This window comes from Pseudomonas sp. MEJ086, from assembly GCF_030209025.1.
Taxonomy (GTDB): Bacteria; Pseudomonadota; Gammaproteobacteria; order Pseudomonadales; family Pseudomonadaceae; genus Aquipseudomonas; species Aquipseudomonas fulva_A.
Genome location: NZ_JARVSV010000012.1, coordinates 52532 through 73913 on the forward strand (window position 1 = coordinate 52532; position 21382 = coordinate 73913).

The 21382-nt window shown below is 63.6% G+C and carries 19 protein-coding genes; 5 read left to right on the forward strand and 14 right to left on the reverse strand.

Annotated features, from left to right (window positions below; translation table 11 throughout):
* Positions 1-7 precede the first annotated feature (7 nt).
* The 10 genes from QRN22_RS09440 to QRN22_RS09485 all read right to left on the reverse strand — a co-directional run bounded on the left by QRN22_RS09440 (position 8) and on the right by QRN22_RS09485 (position 12367).
* Entirely contained in the window at positions 8-1753 is a 1746-nt protein-coding gene (locus QRN22_RS09440) for a ShlB/FhaC/HecB family hemolysin secretion/activation protein (protein WP_082045763.1), read from the reverse strand.
* 204 nt (positions 1754-1957) lie between these two features.
* On the reverse strand, positions 1958-3397 hold the full coding sequence (gene cls, locus QRN22_RS09445; RefSeq protein WP_042553474.1) for a cardiolipin synthase: 1440 nt from the start codon (positions 3395-3397) through the stop codon (positions 1958-1960).
* 95 nt (positions 3398-3492) lie between these two features.
* Positions 3493-4272, reverse strand: a complete 780-nt coding sequence (locus QRN22_RS09450; protein WP_042553473.1) for an IclR family transcriptional regulator — start codon at positions 4270-4272, stop codon at positions 3493-3495.
* A 131-nt stretch (positions 4273-4403) separates the two neighbouring features.
* Positions 4404-5081 carry a sarcosine oxidase subunit gamma gene (locus QRN22_RS09455; RefSeq protein ID WP_419761281.1) on the reverse strand — a complete coding sequence of 226 codons (678 nt, stop codon included), beginning with the start codon at positions 5079-5081 and terminating at the stop codon, positions 4404-4406.
* On the reverse strand, positions 5081-7978 hold the full coding sequence (locus tag QRN22_RS09460; RefSeq protein ID WP_042553472.1) for a 2Fe-2S iron-sulfur cluster-binding protein: 2898 nt from the start codon (positions 7976-7978) through the stop codon (positions 5081-5083). The genes QRN22_RS09455 and QRN22_RS09460 overlap by 1 nt, the downstream gene beginning before the upstream one ends.
* Complete coding sequence (locus QRN22_RS09465; protein WP_042553471.1) at positions 7975-8271, reverse strand: sarcosine oxidase subunit delta; 297 nt, start codon at positions 8269-8271, stop codon at positions 7975-7977. Before QRN22_RS09465 ends, QRN22_RS09460 begins: the two co-directional genes overlap by 4 nt.
* A gap of 13 nt (positions 8272-8284) precedes the next feature.
* Positions 8285-9526, reverse strand: a complete 1242-nt coding sequence (locus QRN22_RS09470; RefSeq protein ID WP_042553470.1) for an FAD-dependent oxidoreductase — start codon at positions 9524-9526, stop codon at positions 8285-8287.
* Positions 9526-10404: a bifunctional methylenetetrahydrofolate dehydrogenase/methenyltetrahydrofolate cyclohydrolase FolD gene (folD, locus tag QRN22_RS09475; RefSeq protein ID WP_042553469.1), complete on the reverse strand. Its 879-nt coding sequence runs from the start codon at positions 10402-10404 to the stop codon at positions 9526-9528. The genes QRN22_RS09470 and folD overlap by 1 nt, the downstream gene beginning before the upstream one ends.
* On the reverse strand, positions 10401-11267 hold the full coding sequence (gene purU, locus QRN22_RS09480; RefSeq protein WP_042553468.1) for a formyltetrahydrofolate deformylase: 867 nt from the start codon (positions 11265-11267) through the stop codon (positions 10401-10403). The genes folD and purU overlap by 4 nt, the downstream gene beginning before the upstream one ends.
* 500 nt (positions 11268-11767) lie before the next feature.
* On the reverse strand, positions 11768-12367 hold the full coding sequence (locus QRN22_RS09485; RefSeq protein WP_042553467.1) for a helix-turn-helix domain-containing protein: 600 nt from the start codon (positions 12365-12367) through the stop codon (positions 11768-11770).
* A 245-nt stretch (positions 12368-12612) separates the two neighbouring features.
* Here QRN22_RS09485 and glnT point away from each other — a divergent pair, with 245 nt between their 5' ends.
* The 5 genes from glnT to QRN22_RS09510 all read left to right on the forward strand — a co-directional run bounded on the left by glnT (position 12613) and on the right by QRN22_RS09510 (position 17414).
* Complete coding sequence (glnT, locus tag QRN22_RS09490) at positions 12613-13947, forward strand: type III glutamate--ammonia ligase (protein WP_042553466.1); 1335 nt, start codon at positions 12613-12615, stop codon at positions 13945-13947.
* A 72-nt stretch (positions 13948-14019) separates the two neighbouring features.
* The gene (locus QRN22_RS09495; protein ID WP_042553465.1) at positions 14020-14925 is read left to right on the forward strand and encodes a class II glutamine amidotransferase; all 906 of its coding nucleotides are present in this window, start codon (positions 14020-14022) and stop codon (positions 14923-14925) included.
* Between the two features lie 12 nt (positions 14926-14937).
* A complete protein-coding gene (locus QRN22_RS09500) occupies positions 14938-15621 on the forward strand; it encodes a GltB/FmdC/FwdC-like GXGXG domain-containing protein (RefSeq protein WP_042553464.1) in 684 nt (227 codons plus the stop codon).
* Positions 15622-15635: 14 nt separating this feature from the next.
* Positions 15636-16958 (forward strand): FMN-binding glutamate synthase family protein, encoded by a 1323-nt coding sequence (locus QRN22_RS09505; RefSeq protein ID WP_042553463.1) that lies wholly within the window; start codon positions 15636-15638, stop codon positions 16956-16958.
* A gap of 120 nt (positions 16959-17078) precedes the next feature.
* Positions 17079-17414 (forward strand): DMT family transporter, encoded by a 336-nt coding sequence (locus tag QRN22_RS09510; RefSeq protein WP_042553462.1) that lies wholly within the window; start codon positions 17079-17081, stop codon positions 17412-17414.
* A 150-nt stretch (positions 17415-17564) separates the two neighbouring features.
* Here QRN22_RS09510 and QRN22_RS09515 read toward each other — a convergent pair whose 3' ends face one another.
* From QRN22_RS09515 to QRN22_RS09530, 4 genes are all read right to left on the reverse strand, one after another.
* Positions 17565-17903: a P-II family nitrogen regulator gene (locus QRN22_RS09515; protein WP_042553461.1), complete on the reverse strand. Its 339-nt coding sequence runs from the start codon at positions 17901-17903 to the stop codon at positions 17565-17567.
* Positions 17904-17914: 11 nt separating this feature from the next.
* The gene (locus QRN22_RS09520) at positions 17915-19234 is read right to left on the reverse strand and encodes an ammonium transporter (protein ID WP_042553460.1); all 1320 of its coding nucleotides are present in this window, start codon (positions 19232-19234) and stop codon (positions 17915-17917) included.
* 348 nt (positions 19235-19582) lie between these two features.
* Complete coding sequence (locus tag QRN22_RS09525; protein ID WP_042553459.1) at positions 19583-19762, reverse strand: hypothetical protein; 180 nt, start codon at positions 19760-19762, stop codon at positions 19583-19585.
* 48 nt (positions 19763-19810) lie between these two features.
* Complete coding sequence (locus tag QRN22_RS09530; RefSeq protein ID WP_042553458.1) at positions 19811-21181, reverse strand: ammonium transporter; 1371 nt, start codon at positions 21179-21181, stop codon at positions 19811-19813.
* Positions 21182-21382: the final 201 nt, after the last annotated feature.

Consider the following 21382-nt stretch of genomic DNA (forward strand, 5'->3'; position numbering starts at 1 on the left):
GCGATCCTCAGAACGACAGTACGACGGTGAAGGCACTGGTGAAGTCGGCGGTCTCGAAGCCGTCTGGCTTCTTCAGCGGTGTGCCCCAGGACCAGTCGTAGGAAAGATTGCGATACGACCCGCGCAGGCCGACCACGGCACCAGCCAGGCGCCGGCCGATCAGGTAGTCGGCGGAGTTGCCGCCGACCTCGCCGTAGTCCACGCCGGCGTAGAGTTCCTGGCCGCTGCTGCCAAGGGCCAGGCCCAGTTCGTTGCTTAGCGTCCAGCCGCGATCAGCCGAGAGGATGTTCTCGCCATCGAAGCCGCGTACCGTGTAGCGCCCGCCGATGCTGAAACGGTCCTGTGGCACCAGGTTCGTGCGGTTCCACTGGGCGCGCCAGGCGCCGATGTAGCGCAGGCGTTGATCGTAGGCATTGAAGGGCACCTGCCACTGGGCGTCGGCCTGGACGATCTTTGAGCGTGAAGTGCCGTCATCGAAAGGCTCCTCGATCGCCTTCAGGGCATCGTGCGCACCGGTGCCGCGGCGGTAGCTCAGGCCCAGGTCGAGCGTGGCCGGGCCGATGAACTCGCGATGGCCGATGCCCGCCTGCCAGCCGGCCATGCGCCGACGTTGTTGCTCGATTTCGGCGTCATCGATGAAGTTGTCCGAGCTGCGCGTCCACAGGCTGCCCCACAGGGTGGTCTTGCGCACCGCGTCGCGGTACACCAGACGCGAGAGGCGCATCTCGTTGTTGCGGCTTTCGCCGCGGTACTGGAAGTCCTCGTTCGCCCCGGCCACGGTCTGGTGGTAATCGTATTCGCTGCTGGTAAAAGCCAGCTGCCAATAACCGTAGGGCACCGAGTAATGCAGCGTATGGCCCTTCGAGCCGCGGTCGCCGTCCTCGCCACCGCCCAGGTCATGGTTGAAGCTGGCGTAGAACAGGTCGTTGAGCGTCAGCGGGTTGTCCAGCGACAGGGCAACGCTGCCCTGGTACTTGCCGGTGCTCTTGCTGCCGCCGTTATCCACGGACAGGCTCAGGCGTGCCGGGAAGCGCTGGCGCCAGGCGATCACCACATCGCTTTCGCCGGGGCCAGCATTGCTGGCGCTGGCCGGCACGATGCGGATATCGGCCTCTACCGTAGGGACGCGCTTGAAGTTTTCCAGGGCCTGCTCGATGTCGCGCAGGTTGAGCAGGTCGCCAGGGCTCGCCGGCAGGGCATTGAAGGTACTGGCGCGGTTGCTGGTGTCTGCGTCGAAGCGGATGTCGCTGATGCGCCCAGGCAGCAGCGTCAGGGTCAGGACGCCGCTGTTCAGGTCCTGTGCGCCCGCCAGCACACGGGTGGTGACGTAACCATTGGCGATGATCGCGTTCTGGATGCGCTTCATCGTCAGGTTGATGCCGCGCGAACCCAGGCAGCGGCCTGACGCCGGATCATCCTCGGGGTTGGCTGCATGCAGTGCCCACTGAAATTGCTCGGCAGCCTCGCCTGCCAGTTCAATGCTATCGATGCGGAAGCATGGCGTTTCGTTCTCCGGCAGACGGGCCTCGCCCTCATCCTGCTGCTGGGCTTCCAGGCGCACATCCGGCCGGGCTTCCAGTTGTTCGCGCAGTACACGGTCGCGCTCACGCTGGCGCAGCAGCTCCTCTTCGGGAGTGGCAGCCTGGGTGGCCTGGCTCAACGCCAAGGCGGCGAGCAGCAATGGGAAAACGCTGCGGCGAGCGCTGGCGTAGGTTGAGCGAGGCGAAACGCGACTCGGAGCGAGTGACTGCATGGCACATCCCTGTAGGCCGACGATAACGGTGTGAGGCAATGACCAGCGTGCAGGGCGATGCGTGCCGCTCCGCTTGCGCTGGACGCCTGGTCAGAGCGGAGGCCGGGGAAGAAGTTTCGGGGTGGAGGTGCCGTTCGTCGGGCTGGATGGTGGGCCTGTGATGCCGCTCACTTTCCGCCCGGGCCTTGCTTCAGGGGCGCGATCTCAGAGTATCGGCGAGATCAGTCGCGCCACGCGCATGCCCAGTTGCTGGAGGCGATGCACGTCGCGGCGGTCGGCGCCGACCAGTTCGCGGGACTGGCTGAAGTCGGTTTCCAGCATGGCCTCGACCTGGCGGGCGAACGCCGTGTCGACCGTCACCAGGGTGATCTCGAAGTTGAGGCGGAAGGAGCGGTTGTCGAGGTTGGCGCTGCCGACCACGCCGATGTCCTGATCGATCAGCGCGACCTTCTGGTGCAGGAAGCCCGGCAGGTAGCGGAAGATTCTCACCCCCGCGCGCAGTGCTTCCAGGGCGAACAGGCTGGACGCCGCATAGACGATGCGATGATCCGGCCGCGATGGCAGCAGGATGCGCACGTCCACGCCGCGCAGCACGGCCAGGCGCAGCGCGGCGAACAGGGCTTCGTCGGGAATGAAGTAGGGGCTGGTCAGCCAGATGCGTTCGCGGGCTGCGTTGAGCATTTCCACGAACAGCAACGAACAGGTTTCCTGGGCGTCCGCCGGGCCGCTGGTGATCACCTGGCAGAGCATGCCTTCATCCGGGTAGCGTTCCGGTAGCAGCAGTGGTGGTAGTTTGCGGGTCGCCCAGAACCAGTCCTCGGCGAAGGACTCCTGCAGGCAGGCCACGGCCGGACCGTGCACCTCCACATGGGTGTCACGCCAGGGCGACAGGCTCGGTTTCTCGCCGAGATATTCGTCGCCGACGTTATGACCGCCCAGGAAGCCCCGCTCGCCATCGACCACCACGATCTTGCGGTGGTTGCGGAAATTCAGCTGGAAGCGATTGAACAGACCACCACCGGTGGGAAACGCGTGCATGAACACGCCGCCTTCGCGCAGGCGTTTGATATAGCGGCGTGGAAGGGCGTGGCTGCCCACCGCATCGAACAGAAAGTGCACCTGCACGCCCGCCGCAGCGCGCTCGAGCAGAACGTCCTGCAGGCGACGACCAAGCTTGTCGTCGTGGACGATGAAGAACTGGATGAGGATTACCTGGCGCGCCTCGGCCAGTGCCTGGAAGATCGCCTCGAAGGTCGCCTTGCCATCGATCAGCAGGCTCACCTGATTGTTCGCCAGGCAAGGCATGCGACCCAGCCGCGGCAGGGCACGTAGCTGGCCGTAAGCTTCAGATTCGCCGGCTGCGATGGCTTCCTCGACCCAGGGACGCCAGTCGAGGGCGGCCATGGCCTTGTGCATCTGCTTGTCCACCTGACGGCGGGCTTCGATGTAGGCGTAAAAGCGGCTGCGCCCGAAAACCACGTAGGGCAGCAGCGTCAGGTAGGGCATGAAGAATAGCGACAACGCCCAGGCGATGGCGCCCTGAGCGGTACGTACGGTAAGGATCGCGTGCACGGCAGCTATCGCCCCGAGGCCGTGAATCGCCGCGATCAGATAGCCGAAGAAATGCTGTATGCCGAATTCCATTGCCGTTCGCTTATTGGCTGCTGTGCCAGCATAGACCACGCTATCGACGCGACGTCACCGATAGAAATCAGCGTTCCACGTGAAACCCCGGTGAATCAGGCCGCCCGGTAGCCGGCGCTTCGCGATATCTGGGCGGCACTGGTCAGAAGGGTTTCACGCAGGGTTTGGCGATTGGCTTCGTCGTCCATCACGGCATCCGGCCCGGACAGGTTGATGGCGGCGACGATATGCCCGCTGTGATCCCGTACCGGGGCGGCGATGGCGGTGGAGTAGTCCGAGCGATGCAGGACGAAGCCACGGGCGCGATCCTCGTCGCTCATGCGCAGCAGTTCTGGCAGCGTCTTCGGTGCCGGGGCCGGGTAGCCGTCCAGGCGTACGTGTGCATAGAGCCCCGCCAGGGCGTTTTCATCCAGCTCGCTGAGCAGTACGCGGCCCAGGGCGGTGACGTGGCACGGCAGGCGCGTGCCGATCGGCACGTTGACCGACAGCCGCTGGGCGGCGAAGGCACGGTACAGATAGACCACCTCGGAGTGTTCGCGGATGCCCAGATGGCAGGACATCGAGGTACGGTCGCGCAGGGTGTTGAGGTGCGGCATGGCGATATCCACCAGATCGCGACTGGCCAGATAGGCGAAGCCGTCGCACAGCACCTGGGGGCCGAGTTCGTAGTTGTTGGTGCCCAGCTTGTTCAGGTAACCCATGTCGGTGAGGGTGACCAGAATACGGTAGATGGCCGAGACGCTGACGCCCAGGCGCTCGGCGATGAGGTTGCTGCTCAGGCTGCGCTCGCTGGCATTGAACATCTGCAGGATGCCGAGCCCGCGTTGCAGCGCCGGGACGCGGTAGTCGGTCAGCTCTTCTTTATCGGCGGCCATGGGCGAATCTCTTTCATGGATGGCTCCCGCGTTCCGGAGTGGGAGTCTCAGGTGCGTCACAGAATCAGCAGCGGACGCGGAGCGTCCTTGGCAGGCGTTCCCACGCGGCAGCGTGGGAACGATCATCGGCCTTATTGCAGCGCTTCGATCCCCGCCGGCTTGCCACCGAACTCTTGCATGGCATCGAGCAGCGCGCCCCACAGGTAATGCGCCGAAGCGCGGTCGCACAACAGCTGGAACACTGGCAGCTTTTCCGTGCCTGCGTTGACCACGATGGCATTGAGGCGCGCCACCGAGGTCTGTGCCACTGCGCCGATCGGAAAGGCATCGGCGCCTAGATCGACACCGCAGACCTTGGCCAGCAGTTCAGGCAGGTGCGCACCGGTCAGTGCCAGCCAGGCGTGGCTGTCCTGACGGGGCAGCAGGTAGCTGGCCTGGCCGTCGTCGTAGCGCCAGCCGGCTTCATCGGAGGCGATGCGGGCACCACCGTCGGTCAGGCTGCCGAGCAGGAAATACTCGGTCTGCGACAGGCGCAGCACCCGCTCGCCGCTGCTCTGCAGACGCGCCTGATTGGGTGCATCTGGCAGTTGATAACCCTTGCCCTGCAGATAGGCCGCGCTATCGGTGCCACGCAAGCCGAGCCGTGGCAGATTGCTCAGGTCGATCAGTGCGCAGCGTTGCAGTTGTTCGCTGTCGCTTTGCGAGCCGGCGACGAACAGTCGCTCGCCCAGCAGCGTTAGCGGTGCGTTGCCATACAGGTCGTAGAGAGGGCTGCGTTCGGTATGGTCGCGAATGGTCAGGCTCATGATCACAGCTCCTGGCGTTTGCTTTCAGGGTCGAAGAACGGCAGTTGCACCACCGTGGCCTGGACAATTTCACCGCCTTCCACGCGAATCGGAATCTGCGTGCCGGGCGTAGCCTGATCGGCGCCCGCGTAGGCCATGCCGATGATCGCGCCGACGGTCTCGGAGTATTCGCACGAGGTGACGTTGCCGCTGATGTCCGGGCCCTTGAGCACCAGGTGGCCTTCCAGCGGTTTGGTGCTGCCCCTGGGCAGGGTGAAGCCCACCAGCTTGCGTTTGAGGGGCTGCGCTTCGAGGATCTCGATGCTGCGTTTGCCAACGAAGAAGGGCTTCTTGCGGCCGATGGCCCAGCCCATATCGATCTCCGCAGGGTGGGTCATGCCATCGGTGTCCTGGCTGATGATCACGTGGCCTTTTTCCAGACGCAGCAGGCGTTGGGTTTCCACGCCGAACGGGCGGATGCCCTCGGCCTTGCCGGCCTCCATCAGCGCATCCCAGAGGTGCTCGCCGAAGCGCGCCGGCACGTGGATCTCGTAACCCAGCTCGCCGACGAAACCGACCCGCAGCAGCCGCGCCGGCACCCCGGCAACGCTGCCCTCACGCACGCCGAGATAGGGGAAGCCCTCAGCGCCAAGGTCGACATCGCTGCAGAGCTTTTCCAGTACCTGGCGCGACAGCGGCCCGGCCAGGTTGACCGCGGCGAAGGCGGCACTGACGTTGGCGATGTCGACGTTCAGGCGCCACTGCGCATTCCACTTGAGCATGCTGCGGTAGACGCGATCCACGCCGCTGGTGGTCGCCGATACGTAGAAGTGCTGCTCGGCCAGGCGGCAGGCCACCCCGTCATCGATCACCACGCCATCCTCGGCGGTCATCAGCGCGTAGCGGGTACGGCCGACGGCGAGCTTCTTGAAACCGAAGGTATACATGCGTTCCAGCAGCTCGGCGGCATCCGGCCCGCGGATGTCGAGGCCGCCCAGGGTGGACACGTCGATCAGGCCGACCTTCTCACGCACATGGCGGGCCTCGGCCTGCATGCAGGCTTCACGATCTTCGGCCTTGCCGTAGAACGCCGGGCGCTGCCAGACGCCTGCTGGCATCAGCCTGGCGCCGAGCTCGACATGACGGCGGTGCATGGCGGTCTGCCGATAGGGGTCGAAGCCGCGGCCGGCAATGTGCGCAAGCTTCTCCGCCGAGAAAGGCGGGCGCGCCGTGGTCACGCCGGTTTCGCTGACGCTGCGGCCGGTGGCATCGGCGACCAGGCGCGCCGTGGGCAGCGCCGAGTGACGTCCCTGGGACGGCCCCATGCCGACGGTGGAGAAGCGCTTGACCAGTTGCACGTCGCGGTAGCCGTGACGGGTGGCGTTGACGATATCGCGGATCTGCAGGTCTTCGTCGAAGTCGACGAATTCCTTGCCCTGGGGGTGGGCGAAGATCGGCCAGGGGAAGTTGACCCGGCTGTCGTCCTTGTCCGCGCCGTCTCCCGGAGCGCCGCCCAGACCGAGGTCGACGAGGGCTTCGCTGGCGGCGCGCTGACCGTCGGCGATTACCCGCTGCAGGTCGTGGCGGCCGTTCACCGAGCCGGCTACGCGGAGCATCTTCGGCAGGTTATGGATCGAGAACGCCGCATGTTCGTCGGCGTAACGCAGGCTGCCGCCGGCCTGGCAGAGCAACTGGTAGACCGGCATGTAACCGGCGGACATGCACAACAGGTCGCAATCGATCCGCGTGCTGGCCTCGGCCACCTTGCCTCGAGCGCTGATACGCCTGACGTCGACAGCGCTGATGTGGCGCGCGTGCTTGTCGGCGAGCGCTTCATACACGGTGTGTCCGGCGTGGCAGGGAATGCCCTTGGCTTGCACCGCAGTGACCAGGCCGGGCGTATCGATACGCTCGCGCATGTCGACCACCGCGGCGACCTCCACACCCGCGTCAAACAGATCGAGGGCGGCCAGGTAGCCGTCATCGTTGCCGGTCAGTACCACCGCGCGCTTGCCCGGTTTCACCGCGTACAGGCGCATCAGACGCTGGGCGGCGCTGGTCAGCATTACCCCCGGCAGGTCGTTGTTGCGGAAAATCACCGGCTGGTCGAAGGAGCCGCTGGCGATGATGCACTGCCTGGCGCGCACCTTGTACAGGCGGTTGCCCTGGATCACCGGCAGGTAGTTGTCGGCGAACCAGGCGTTGCACAGGGCGTGGTCGAGCACGCGGATATTGGCATGGCCCTTCACCGCGCTGACCAGTTCTTCGCGCAGGCCCATGGCGGCATTGGCGTCGAGGCCGAAGCGGGCGTAGGTCAGCGAGCCGCCGAGTACCGGGTTCTGTTCGATCAGCAGTACCTTGGCACCGCCGTTGGCCGCGTGCAGGGCGGCGGACAGGCCCGCTGGGCCGGAGCCGATCACTGCCAGGTCGCAGAACAGGTAGGCCTTGTCGTGATAGGTCGGCTCGAACCCGAGGTCGAGCACGCCGAGGCCGGCCTTCTTGCGGATCAGCGGTTCCCAGCGCTTCCACATGCCCTTGGGCTTGTAGAACGCGCGGTAGTAGAAACCTACCGGCATGAACTTGGAGAACTTGCCGAGAATCGCGTCGCGATCCTTCTCCAGGCTGCCATTGACGTTCTGTGGGGTGACGCTGATACCGGCAGCGAGCGGGTAGTCGTCCGCCAGCACGTTGGGTTCGTCCGGCAGTTGCACCAGGGTGTTGGCGTCCTGGCCGGCCATGGTCAGCGGGCCGCGGGGGCGGTGGTACTTGAACGAGCGCGACAGCAGCCAGCGGCCATCGCCAGCCAGGGCGCTGGCGACGGTATCGCCGGCAAAACCCTGGCACGAGCGGCCGTCGAAGCTGAAGGTCAGTGGTCTGTTGCGGTCGATCAGCAACCCCATGGGGGCGGGCAGGCGGTTCATTGGGCGGCCTCCGGTGCGGCGAAATCGACACGCTGGTCGAACAGTTCACGAGGGTCGAAGGTACGCAGGATCTCGTCGCTGCCGGTGTGGCGCTCGGCCAGGAACCAGTAGCTCGACGGCGTGTGCATCCACCATTCGGTGACCACACCGAGCAGGTTCTCGCTGTTGAACACGTAGTCGGCCCATTGCGCGACGCTGCAGGTCGTCGGGTCGGGCATGTGCTTGAGTTCGCCGCCGTAGGTGAATTCGCTGATGTTGCGCGGCCCGTTGAGCGGGCAAGTCATGATCTTCATTGGCTGTAACCCGTCAGTGGCTGGCCGCCGTGGCGCCCATTTCGTTGACCTGCTGGAAGCGGCTGAAGCGATCCAGGCCGAACGGTGCGATCAGCTGCGGAACCTTACCGCCGCTGGCGACCAGCTCGGCCATGGTCTTGCCGCAGATCGGCGTGGCCTTGAATCCCCAGGTTCCCCAGCCGGCATCCAGGTAGTAACCGTCGATGGGCGACAGGCCCATGATCGGGCTGTAGTCCGGGGTCATGTCGGTGATGCCGGCCCACTGGCGCATCAGCTTGGCGTTGGCCATGAAGGGGAACATTTCCACTGCCGAGGCCAGCAGGCTTTCCTTGAGGTCCAGGGTCGAACGGGTGTTGTACAGCGGGTAGGGGTCGGAACCTCCGCCAAAGACGATCTCGCCACGGCTGGTCTGCTGCACGTAGCAATGCAGGGCCGAGGAGCTCACCAGCGGATCGAGGAACGGCTTGAACGGCTGCGTGACCATCGCCTGCAGCGGATAGGTGTGGATCGGCGCCTTGATATTCAGCTTGTTCATCAGCAGCGAGCTGGTACCGGCCACCGCCTGAACCACGCAGCCGCACTGAATGGTGCCGCGATTGGTCTTCACCGCGCGAATGCGCCCGGCCTCGACGACGAAGTCCTGTACCTCGGTCAGCTGGTGAATTTCCACCCCACGCTTGGCTGCGCCCTTGGCGTAGCCCCAGGCCACGGCGTCGTGGCGCGCGGTGCCGCCGTCGATGTGCCAGAGGCCGGCGAGCACCGGAATATGGCCGGGATCGAGATTCAGGCTCGGCACCAGCTCGCGGATCTGCTGGCGATCGATCATCTCGGTGCGCCCGCCGAAGTGCTTGTTCACTTCGGCGCGCTGGCGGAACGCCCGCACGCTGGCGTCGGTGTGGGCCAGAGTGAGCTGGCCACGGCCGGAGTACATGATGTTGAAGTCGAACTCGTTGGAGAGGTTTTCGAACATCCGTACCGACTCGATGTAGAACTTCACACCCTCGCTGGTCAGGTAGTTGGAGCGGATCACCGCGGTGTTGCGCGCGGTGTTGCCACCCCCCAGGTAGCCTTTCTCCAGCACCGCGATATTGCTGATGCCGTGGTACCGCGACAGGTAGTAGGCGGTGGCCAGGCCATGCCCGCCGGCGCCGATGATGACCACGTCGTAGGAGGACTTGAGTTCCTTCGGTGCGGGCAGGTCGACCTCGACGGGATATTCCGACGACAGGCCGTATTTGAGCAGCGAGAAAGGCATCAGCGAGCCTCCTGAATGGCCTGGCCGGTCTGCTGACGGGCGGCGAGGACGGTGTTGTGCATCAACATGGCGATGGTCATGGGGCCGACTCCACCGGGTACCGGGGTGATGGCCGCGGCCACGGGCTGCACGGCAGCGAAATCCACATCCCCGACCAGGCGGCTTCTGCCGTCTTCTTCGATGCGGTTGATGCCGACGTCGATCACCACGGCACCGGGCTTTATCCAGCTGGCGCCGATCATTCTCGGGCGGCCGACGGCGGCGATCACGATGTCGGCCTGGCTGCACAGCTTCTGCGGCTCGATGCTGCGCGAGTGCACCACGCTGACGCTGCAGTTGGCCGCCAGCAGCAGCGCGGCCATTGGCTTGCCGACGATGTTCGAGCGGCCGACCACCACGGCGTGCTTGCCGGAAAGGTCGCCCAGAGTGTCACGCAGCAGACGCATGCAGCCGGCTGGCGTGCAGGGTGTCAGCACCGGTCGGCCCTGGCTCAGGCCGCCAACGTTCTCGCTATGGAAACCGTCGACATCCTTGCCAGGGTCGATGGCTTGCAGCACGCGCACTTCGTCGATGTGTGTGGGCAGTGGCAACTGCACCAGAATGCCGTGCACGGCCGGGTCGACATTCAGCGCGCCGACCACGTCCAGCACCTCGGCGACACTGGCTTCGGCCGGCAGGCGATATTCGAGCGAGCGAATGCCGACTTCACCGGCGCGCAGCACCTTGTTGCGCACGTAGACGTGGCTGGCCGGATCGTCACCGACCAGCACCACGGCCAGCGCCGGCTCGACGCCCTGAGCGTGCAACTGCTCGACCTCTGCCCGTACGTCGGCGAGTACGCGGGCGGCCGCGGCCTTGCCGTCGATCAACGGGCTCATCGGAAGATCACCGTGCGGTCGCCATTGAGGAACACGCGGTGCTCGATGTGATATTTCACCGCTCGCGACAGCGCCACCGTTTCCGTATCGCGGCCAATGGCGACCAGGTCGTCAGGTCGCAGGGCGTGATCCACGCGCTGCACTTCCTGCTCGATGATCGGGCCCTCGTCGAGATCCGAGGTGACGTAGTGGGCGGTGGCGCCGATCAGCTTCACGCCGCGTTCGAACGCCTGGTGGTAAGGCTTGGCACCCTTGAAACCGGGCAGGAACGAGTGATGGATGTTGATCGCCCGGCCAGCCAGCTGCTTGCACAAATTGTTGGAAAGAATCTGCATGTAGCGCGCCAGCACCACCAGATCGGTGCCGGTTTCATCGACGATCTTCATCAGCTCGGCTTCCTGCCCGGTCTTGGTGTCCTTGGTCACCGGCAGGTAGATGAAGCGGATGCCCTCGCGCTCGGCCATGGGACGCAGGTCGAGGTGGTTGGAGACGATGGCGGTGATCTCCATGTTCAGCTCGCCCTTCTGGTGGCGATAGAGCAGGTCGGCCAGGCAATGATCGAACTTGCTGACCATCAGCAGCACGCGCATGGGCTTGCTGGTGCTGAACAGACCCCAGGTCATGTCGAAGGCGCCCGCCACCGCGGTAAAGCCTTCCTCGATCTTCGCCAGGTCATCGGTCACGCCGGTGTTGAAACGGAATACCGCGCGCATGAAGAAGGTGCTGCTGACCTCGTCGTCGAATTGCGACATCTCGCTGATGTAGCACTGATGCTCGGCGAGAAAGGACGCCACCGCGGCGACGATGCCCGACGTGGCCGGGCAACTGATCTTGATCACGTACTGATTCTGGGCGTGCTGCATGTCGGATCCTCTGAAGGGGCGGCGGCAGGGAATTCTTCATGGGTGAATGCGCGGTTCGTCTGTGAAAATATTTTCTTGTGACGAATCTAATTTTCTTGATGGTGATTTTTATAAGCGAATGTTTTGTTCGTGTCCATGCCTGTGGGGAATTTATTTATCCCCACAGGAATTTATAGGATGTGGTCGCGAGGATAATGGCGAGGACGTCATCGCCGTTCCCGGCGGCAGTCCGCAGCCAGGTCGCGGGTTCGTCTCTGAGGCGAGAAAACGGAAAGAGGTATGACGCCACCAGCCAGCTCTGTTCGACCTGGAGGGCGCGCTGTAAGAAGGGCGTTGAGTGCGACGTGAGCTGTTTAAAGGCGATAGCGGACCTTCGGTTTGGTGGGCTGAAGCCCACCCTACAGCCGCGCATCTAGCCGTAGGGTGGGCTTTAGCCCACCAATTGTCCCCCGACTACGAAAGGCTGCTATCGCCACATAGCCGCCGAATGAACCCGGCCTTCACTCCTTGCCGTAGTTCATGATCGACAGCAGGCGGATCGGCACCTGTACCAGCTGTTCCGGGCCGTGGGGAACTTCAGCGTCGAAGGTCAGGCTGTCGCCGGCCTGCATGGGGTAGAGCTGGTTGCCGTGGCGATAGACCAGTTCACCTTCGAGCAGGTGCAGGAACTCGGTGCCCGGGTGAGAGAAGGTGGGAAACTCCTCGCTGGCATCGTCCATGCTGACCATATAGGCCTCGAAGCTCTTCTTCGGCCCGCGGGTATGGTTCAGCAGGTGGTAGGTGTGACCCTTCTCGGTACCACGACGCACTACTTCCAGGCCTTCGTCGGCCTTCACCAGCAGCGCGCCGCTGCCCTGCTGGTCGTATTGGCTGAACAGTTTGGACATCGGCATGCCCAGCACATCGCACAGTCGACTCAGGGTATCGAGGCTGGTGGATACCTGAGCGTTCTCGATCTTGCTGAGCATGCCCTGGCTGATGCCGGCGATGCGCGCGACTTCGGCGATCTTCAGTTCCTGAGCCTGGCGCTGACGGCGGATCTGCATGCCGAGGTATTGCTCCAGTTTCAGACGGGGCGGCGTTTCTGTTGATTTGCTCATGCAGGGCCATTTTCTAATTATGAATAATAAATTCGCACCAGGAATGATCAGGCTGCTTCGCAACGGTGCACGCCGGGCGGTGTGAGATTCCTGCTATGAAAGCATTTTTCCTCTGTGGATAGAAGAAAACCCGCACGGCAGCTGGGTCGCGCGTGATGTGCTCAAGATTGGCAAGTTGATTGCATTCTTATTGGGAAAGTTAATTTCCTAATCGGAATAATCATCGAGTCGACAGGAGGCACATGATGTTGCCAAGTGAAACCCAGCAGATCATCGAGAAACATGCGATCAAGTATGTGCTTGCCCAGTTCGTGGATATCCACGGCTCGGCCAAGACCAAGTCGGTGCCGGTGTCGGGCCTCGAAGCGGTGGCGGAAGCTGGGGCAGGGTTCGCTGGCTTCGCCATCTGCGGCATGGGTATGGAGCCCCATGGGCCTGACTTCATGGCCAAAGGCGACCTGTCGACCTTGATTCCCGTGCCGTGGCAGCCAGGTTACGGCCGGGTGGTGTGCATCGGGCACGTCGATGGCGAGCCCTGGCCTTACGACAGCCGCTATGTTCTGCAGCAGCAGGTGGAGCGTCTCGAGGCGCGCGGCTGGACGCTCAATACCGGCCTGGAACCCGAGTTCAACCTGATGCGCCGTGACGCCAACGGCACCCTGCAGTTGGTCGACGCCAGCGATAACCTCGACAAGCCATGCTACGACTACAAAGGCTTGTCGCGCTCTCGCGAGTTTCTGGAAAAACTGACGGAGGCGCTGCAGCCGGTCGGCTTCGACATCTATCAGATCGACCACGAAGACGCCAACGGCCAGTTCGAGATCAATTACACCTACAGCGACGCCATGGAGTCGGCTGACCGCTTCACCTTCTTCCGCATGGCGGCCGGCGAAATCGCCAACGATCTGGGCATGATCTGCTCGTTCATGCCCAAACCGGATCCGAAGCGCGCTGGCAACGGCATGCACTTCCACCTTTCCATCGCCAGTGCCGAGAGCAAGAACCTGTTCTTCGATGCCAGCGACAAGAACGGCATGGGCCTGTCGAAACTCGCTTATCACTTCGCCGCCGGCTTGCTGGCTCACGGCCCGGCGCTGTGCGCCTTCGCCGCGCCGACGGTGAATTCCTACAAACGTCTGGTGGTCGGCAACTCGTTGTCCGGCGCCACCTGGGCGCCGGCCTTCATCGCCTTTGGTGCCAACAACCGCTCGGCGATGGTGCGTGTGCCCTATGGTCGCCTGGAATTCCGCCTGCCGGATGCCGGCTGCAATCCTTATCTGGTCAGCGCCGCGATCATCGCTGCCGGGCTGGACGGTATCGACCGGCAACTGATGCCCGATCAGATCTGTAACGAAAACCTCTACTCGCTCGGCCTGGAAGCCATTGCCGCGAGAGGCATCAAGACCCTGCCGCAGTCGCTCAAGGAAGCCTGCGATGCGCTGGAGGCCGACCCGCTGTTTGCCGAAGTCATGGGCAAGGAGATCGTCGGTGAGTTCATCAAGCTCAAGCGCATGGAGTGGGTGGAATACAGCCGCCACGTCTCCGACTGGGAGATCAAGCGCTACACCGAATTCTTCTGATCCGACCTTCTCTTCAACCGTTTCCGGCGCCCGTCCGTGGGTAGGGCGCCTTCTGCCCAGGAGTTTTTAGCTATGTGTGGAATCGTGGGGCTTTACCTGAAAAATCCGCAGCTGGAAGCGCAGCTCGGCAAGCTGTTCGAACCGATGCTCGAGGCCATGACCGACCGCGGCCCGGACAGCGCCGGCTTCGCCATCTATGGCGATGAAGTGGCCGATGGCTGGGTCAAGCTGACCCTGCAGGCCACCACGGAGGGCTACGACTTCACCGCCCTGGTGAGCGCCGTGAAGGAAAAGCTCGGTGCCGAGCTGGACTGGTTTCAGAACGCCAGCGCCATCGTGCTCAAGATCAAGGCCGAAGAAGCCACCGTACGCGCTGTGTTGAACGAGCTGGCGCCGACCGTGCGCATCATGAGTGCCGGGCAGAGCATCGAGATCCTCAAGGGCATGGGCTTGCCCAGAGAAATTTCCGAGCGCTTCGGCCTGGCTTCGATGAAGGGCAGCCACATCATCGGCCACACCCGCATGGCCACCGAAAGTGCCGTGACCATGGAGGGCAGCCACCCGTTCTCGACCGGTGCCGACCTGTGCCTGGTGCATAACGGCTCGCTGTCCAACCACTTCCGCCTGCGTCAGGAACTGCGCCGCGAAGGCATTCATTTCGAAACCGAGAACGACACCGAGGTCGCTGCCGGTTACCTGGCCTGGCGTCTGCAGCAGGGTGACTCCCTGAAACAGGCCCTGGACAACTCACTGGAGGCCCTCGACGGCTTCTTCACCTTCGCCATCGGCACCCGCAACGGCTTTGCGGTGATCCGCGACCCGATCGCCTGCAAGCCGGCGATCCTCGCCGAGACCGATGACTACGTCGCCATGGCCTCCGAATACCAGGCGCTGTCCAGCCTGCCGGGTATCGACAAGGCCAGGGTCTGGGAGCCCGTTCCCGCCACTATGTACATCTGGGAACGCGAGTCGGCCTAAGGAGCACGCAGCATGAAAACCATCGATCTATCCGTAGCAACCGTGCGTGACCTCAACCAGGCGCTGCATGACCAGGTCAACAATGTGCAGGACCGCGAGTGGGTGGTCACCCACGCCAATGGCGCGCATAACCTCGCCGTCGGCGTCAACGAAGCGGTGTCCATCGATATCCAGGGGCATGCCGGCTACTACTGCGCGGGCATGAACCAGAAAGCCTCGATCACCGTACACGGCAACGTCGGTGTGGGCTGCGCCGAGAACATGATGAGCGGCTATGTACGTGTCAAAGGCAGCGCTTCCCAGGCCGCCGGTGCGACGGCTCATGGCGGCCTGCTGGTGATCGAGGGCGATGCCGGCGCACGTTGCGGCATTTCCATGAAGGGCATCGACATCGTGGTCGGCGGCAGCATTGGCCACATGAGCTGCTTCATGGGCCAGGCCGGGCGCTTGGTCGTATGTGGTGATGCTGGCGATGCGCTGGGCGATTCGTTGTACGAGACCAAGATTTTCGTCAAAGGCAGCGTGGAATCGCTGGGCTCCGACTGCATCGAGAAAGAGATGCGCCCGGAGCATCTGGAAGAGCTGCAAGCGCTGCTCAATCGCGCCGGCTTCAAGGAAAACGCCGCCGATTTCAAACGCTACGGCTCGGCTCGCCAGCTGTACAACTTCAAAGTCGATAACGCCAGCGCGTACTGATCAGGAGCCTCATCATGAGCGATAAACAACCCCCCGTGCTGCGCGAGTCGGCCACCTTCGATCGTCTGACCATCCAGGAAATCCAGCGCGCCGCCGAAACCGGTATCTACGACATTCGCGGTGGTGGTACCAAGCGCAAGCTGCCGCACTTCGACGACCTGCTGCTGCTCGGCGCCAGCGTGTCGCGCTACCCGCTGGAGGGTTACCGCGAGAAGTGCGGCACCGACGTCATTCTCGGCAACCGTTTCGCCAAGAAGCCGCTGCACCTGAAGATTCCGGTAACCATCGCCGGCATGAGCTTCGGCGCGCTGTCGGCCAATGCCAAGGAAGCCCTGGGCCGTGGCGCCAGTATCGCCGGTACCAGCACCACCACCGGCGACGGCGGCATGACGCCGGAAGAGCGCGGCCAGTCCCAGCATCTGGTCTATCAGTACCTGCCGTCGCGCTACGGCATGAACCCCGACGACCTGCGCAAGGCCGACGCCATCGAGATCGTCCTCGGCCAGGGTGCCAAGCCCGGCGGCGGCGGCATGTTGCTCGGCATGAAGGTCACCGAGCGCGTGGCGGGCATGCGTACCCTGCCGATTGGCGTGGACCAGCGCAGCGCCTGTCGCCACCCCGACTGGACGGGGCCGGACGACCTGGCGATCAAGATCGCCGAGTTGCGTGAAATCACCGACTGGGAAAAACCCATCTACGTGAAGATCGGTGCCAGCCGCCCTTACTACGACGTCAAGCTGGCGGTGAAGGCCGGTGCTGACGTGATCGTCCTCGACGGCATGCAGGGGGGCACCGCAGCGACTCAGGAAGTGTTCATCGAGCACGTCGGTATCCCGATTCTGCCGGCCATTCCGCAAGCCGTGCAGGCGCTGCAGGAAATGGGCATGCACCGCAAGGTTCAACTGATCGTCTCTGGCGGCATCCGCAACGGTGCCGACGTGGCCAAGGCCATGGCACTGGGCGCCGATGCCGTGGCCATCGGGACGGCAGCGCTGATCGCGTTGGGCGACAACCACCCACGCCTGGACGAGGAGCTGAAGAAGATCGGTTCAGCCGCCGGTTTCTACGATGACTGGCAGAACGGCCGCGACCCGGCCGGTATCACCACCCAGGATCCGGAATTGTCCAAGCGCCTCGATCCGGTCGAAGGTGGCCGCCGCCTGGCCAATTACTTGCGAGTGCTGGTGCTGGAAGCCCAGACCATGGCCCGTGCCTGTGGCAAGTCGCACCTGCACAACCTCGATCCCGAGGACCTGGTGGCACTGACCGTGGAGTCCGCAGCCATGGCACGGGTGCCGCTGGCTGGCACCAGCTGGGTGCCTGGGCAGGGTTACTGATAGCATCCGTCGGCCGGCCTCTCTCTGGGGGGCCGGCTTTCCTCAGGCTGTGTGAAAAACTCCGCGTTCGACCGGCCGGTTTTTCACACGGCCTGTTTCGCGTAGTGGAAGGGAATTCGAATGACTGCATCCTGGGCCTGGATGACACTGCTCGCCGCCGGCATCTGCGAAGTGATGTACGCCTCCGCCATTCCTCGTACCCAGGGCTTCACGCGGCTTTGGCCGAGCCTTTACTGCATCGTCTTCATCGCCCTGAGCATGTACCTGCTGGCGCTCTCGGCCCGCTACCTGCCAATGGGCACCGCCTATGCCGTGTGGGTCGGTATCGGTGCGGTCGGCACGGCGATCTACGGCATCGTCTACCTCAACGAACCCGCTACGCTGGCGCGACTCGTTTGCCTGGTGCTGATCATCTGTGGAGTGGCCGGCCTGAAGCTGTTCAGTCCGGTGGGCTGAGCCCGGGGCGATCGATTCGCCCAGGCGCCAGCCCTGAGCGAATTGGCTGCGCACGTGTGCCATCGGGTTGTGTCGTTCAGCACCCAGGTTCGTCGAAGAGGTGCTGGCCGTCAGCCGACCCAGAGCGTGCTCCGGGTGCGGCTGGCAGGCTCAGAGGGCGGCGTCGTCCAGTTCGCCGGTTCTGATCCGTACGATGCTTTCCAGGTTCTGGATGAATACCTTGCCATCGCCGATCTTGCCGGTGTGGGCGGTTTTCAGGATGACGTCCACGGCGTGTTGACAGAGGTCGTCCGACACCACCATTTCCAGCTTGATCTTGGGCAGCAGTTGCACCTCGTATTCGGCGCCCCGGTAGACCTCCGTGTGCCCTTTCTGCCGGCCGTAGCCCCTGGCTTCGGTGGCCGTGACGCCGTTGACGCCAACGTCGGTGAGCGCTTCACGCACGGCGTCGAGCAGGAAGGGCTTGATGATCGCGGTGATCAGTTTCATCGCTGTGACCCTCAGTTCGAGTACTTGTAGCCGACTTCGCCATGGGCGGAGAGATCGAGGCCATCAACCTCGGTTTCCTCGTCCACGCGCAGCCCACCGCAGACTGCGTCGGCAATCTTGTAAGCGATCAGGCTGGTGATGGCCGAGAAGACAATGCTGAACAGGATGGCACCGCCGTTGACCAGCAACTGGTCGAGCAGGCCGCGGCCTTCGACGAAGCCCTGGCCGCCAATGGCGGTAAGCGCGAACACGGGAGTCAGCAGGCCGCCGAGGATGCCCGCGACGCCATGCACGCCGAACACGTCGAAGGCATCGTCCAGGCCGATCATCGGCTTGAGCTTTTCTACCGACCAGACGCACACCGGGCCTGCGATGAAGCCCAGCAGGATGGCGCCCATCGGCCCTACGAAGCCGCAGGCCGGGGTGACGGCCACCAGGCCGGCAATGGCCCCGGACAGCGCGCCGAACAGGCTCGGCCGGCCACGGTGTCGCCATTCCACGATCATCCAGCCCAATGCGCCTGCGCAACTGGCGAGCATGGTGTTGACCATCACCAGCATGGCGTAGCCGTTGGCGGCCAGTGCGCAGCCACCGCAGAAACCCAGCCAGCCCACCCACAGCAAGGAGCCGCCGGTAAGGGTCATGGTCATGTTGTGCGGCGTCAGCGACGGCGTGCCGAAACCGCGACGGCGGCCCAGCAGCCAGGCTCCCACCAGTGCGGCGATACCGACGTTGAGGTGCACCACATTGCCGCCAGCGAAGTCCTGCACGCCGAGATCGAACACCCAGCCACCGCCCCAGGCCATGTGAGCCATGGGGATGTAGTTGATGGTCAGCCACACGGCCATGAACACCATCACCGCGGCGAACTTCATGCGCTCGGCGAACCCGCCGACGATGATCGCCGGGGTAATGGCCGCGAACAGCAGCATGAACAGGAAGTACAGATACTCCGGGATGGTGCCAACTACCGAGTCCTTGGTGATGCCGACCATGAACAGCTTGTCCAGGCCACCGATCACCGCGTGCAGCGAGCCGCCGTTGGTGAAGGTCAGGCTGTAGCCGTAGATCGCGAACAGCACCGACATCAGCGATGCGGTGCAGAACACCTGCATGAGAACCGAGAGGACGTTCTTGGTTCGTGCCATACCGCCATAGAACAGCGCCAGGCCCGGGAGGGTCATCAGCAGTACCACCAGCGAGCAGAGCGCCACGAACGCCGTGTCGCCGCTGTCGATCGGCGCTGCCGCCTCGTCGGCGAGAGCGGCGGCGCTGGCGAGCACCAGAGGAAAAACCAACATACTGCGGCCTATCTGTGAACACCGAACCATTGCCTGTTGCCTCCAACCGACGGGTGATTGAGCCGGCCGCTGTCGGTGGCGGACCGGATCTGCTGCCCCGCGGAAGGTCAGCGCAGAAGCACCGGCTTATATTCCTGTGGGGCAATTAACTTCCCCTCTGGTAAAGCAATAGGCCTGCCAGAATCGTTGCGCGTCGAGCTGTATCAGCTAACCCACTGAGCTCAAAACAATTTGTTACATGTTGGCTGAGGGCCGCGGAATACCTGACGTGCGCGCCGTGCATTGTCCTGGTGCGCAAGGTGTGGGGCTGCTACTTAGTGGGCAGAGCAAGGGCGTGCTGCGAGGGATGACCGGCGGCGGTTGCCGCCGGTCGAAGGGTCATTTCAGCTTGTCGAGTTCTTCATCAGGCAGTGCGTAGCTGTGTTTCTCGTGAATGATGGTCGCGATCAGCGCGTAGAGGCTGACGGCGGCGACCAGAAAGCTGATGAAGATCAGGATGGCGGGTTTGTCGGCGAAGGTGAATACGGCGCTGGCACCTTCGTAGGTGGTGATGCTCATGGCGATACTCCTCGGGATGAGCCGGCCGCCCTTGCGGCCGGCCAGGGGTCATTTGGCGGGGGCGGCGGTCAGTGGCGGCTGTGCGGCGTTGCCACCCACCGTACTGCTCTGCCCGTACATGCTGCTCCACTCCGGATAGGCCTGGGCCGGCACTTCGGTCAGGTCGAGGCCACGTTCCTCGGCATGCGCCGGCACGCGCAGGATGCCGGCCTTGTTGAGGGCGTAGGAGATGCCGTAGCCGGGGAAGAAGCCCAGCGCTGCCATCACCAGTGCGCCGCCGAGCTGGCCGAAGAAACTGATCTCCGGCATGCCGTTCACGTTCGGGTAACCGGCCAGGAAGATGCCACTGATCAGCAGGCCGGCGAAACCGCCGAAGCCGTGCACGGCGAACGCGCCGACGGCATCGTCCAGCTTGAACTTGAGCAGCAGGTTGTTGACCAGCGGCGCCAGGGCCGACACGCCCATGCCGATCAGGTAGGCCAGCCCGGGGTGGTAGAGGTCCAGGCCGGGTGCTACCGAGATGATGCCCACCAGACCACCGGACATCATCCAGTAGGGTTCACGGGTGGTCAGGTAGGCGCCGATCAGGCCGCCGGCAAAACCCATCAGGGTGTTGAAGGAGAAGGCGGAGAGGTTGGTCGGCTGGCCGTAGATGTTGATCCACTGAGCGCCCGAGTTGTAGATGATGCAGCCGCCGAGGAAGCCGAAGAAGCCGACGATGATCAGCATCAGGCCGACCACGCTCATCGGCATGCTGTGGCCGACGATGGCGTTGGCGCTGCCGTCCGGATTGAAGCGGCCGATGCGTGCACCGAGGTTGATCAGCACGCCGAGGGCGAAGAAGCCGGCGATCATGTGCACCACGCCCGCTGCGCCGACGTCATGGTAGCCCCATTTGACGGTCAGCCAGCCTTCCGGGTGCCAGCCCCAGGCCGCCGCCAGCAGCCAGAGAAAGCCGCCGAGCACGATGGTCATGATGATGAATGCGCTCATCCGCGCGCGCTCGATGATCGCCCCGGAAAGAATCGAACCCGTGGTGGCGGCGAACAGCGCGAATGCACCCCAGAAAATACCGGTGGCGTTGTCCTGGATGTTCGGGCCCATGGATTTGCTCCACGGCATGCCGGCCATCAGGGCGTCCATGCGCGGTACCAGGCCGTCGGGGAAGGCGTTGTAGACCGCCCAGCCGAGCAGGAACACGCTGGGTACGATGAAGCCGAACGCGAGGATGTTCTTCACGCCCGCCGCCAGGGCGTTCTTCAGGCGCGAGGCGCCGATCTCGTAAGACAGAAAACCTGCGTGAATGCAGATCATCAACGCGGTACACCACCAATAGAACATCTCCATGTTCAGGGTGTTGGTCATTTCGATCAGGGCCTGCAGCTCTTCGAGCGTAGGCGGGGTCTTCTGTTCTTCCATCACTGAATCCTCGAAAGCGGTTTATTGGAATAAGTGGTGCGCAGGCAGGTCGAGTCGAAAGCTTTATCTTTGATAAACAAAATTTCTTTTTGAGAAAGCAATGAGTGTGCCATCAGTAATGGCCGTGGCTGGGCTTATCGCGGGCGTTAGCCTGTTTTTCTGCACTTTTTCAGTTCATTTTCATGGCTTGTTGCCTGAAGT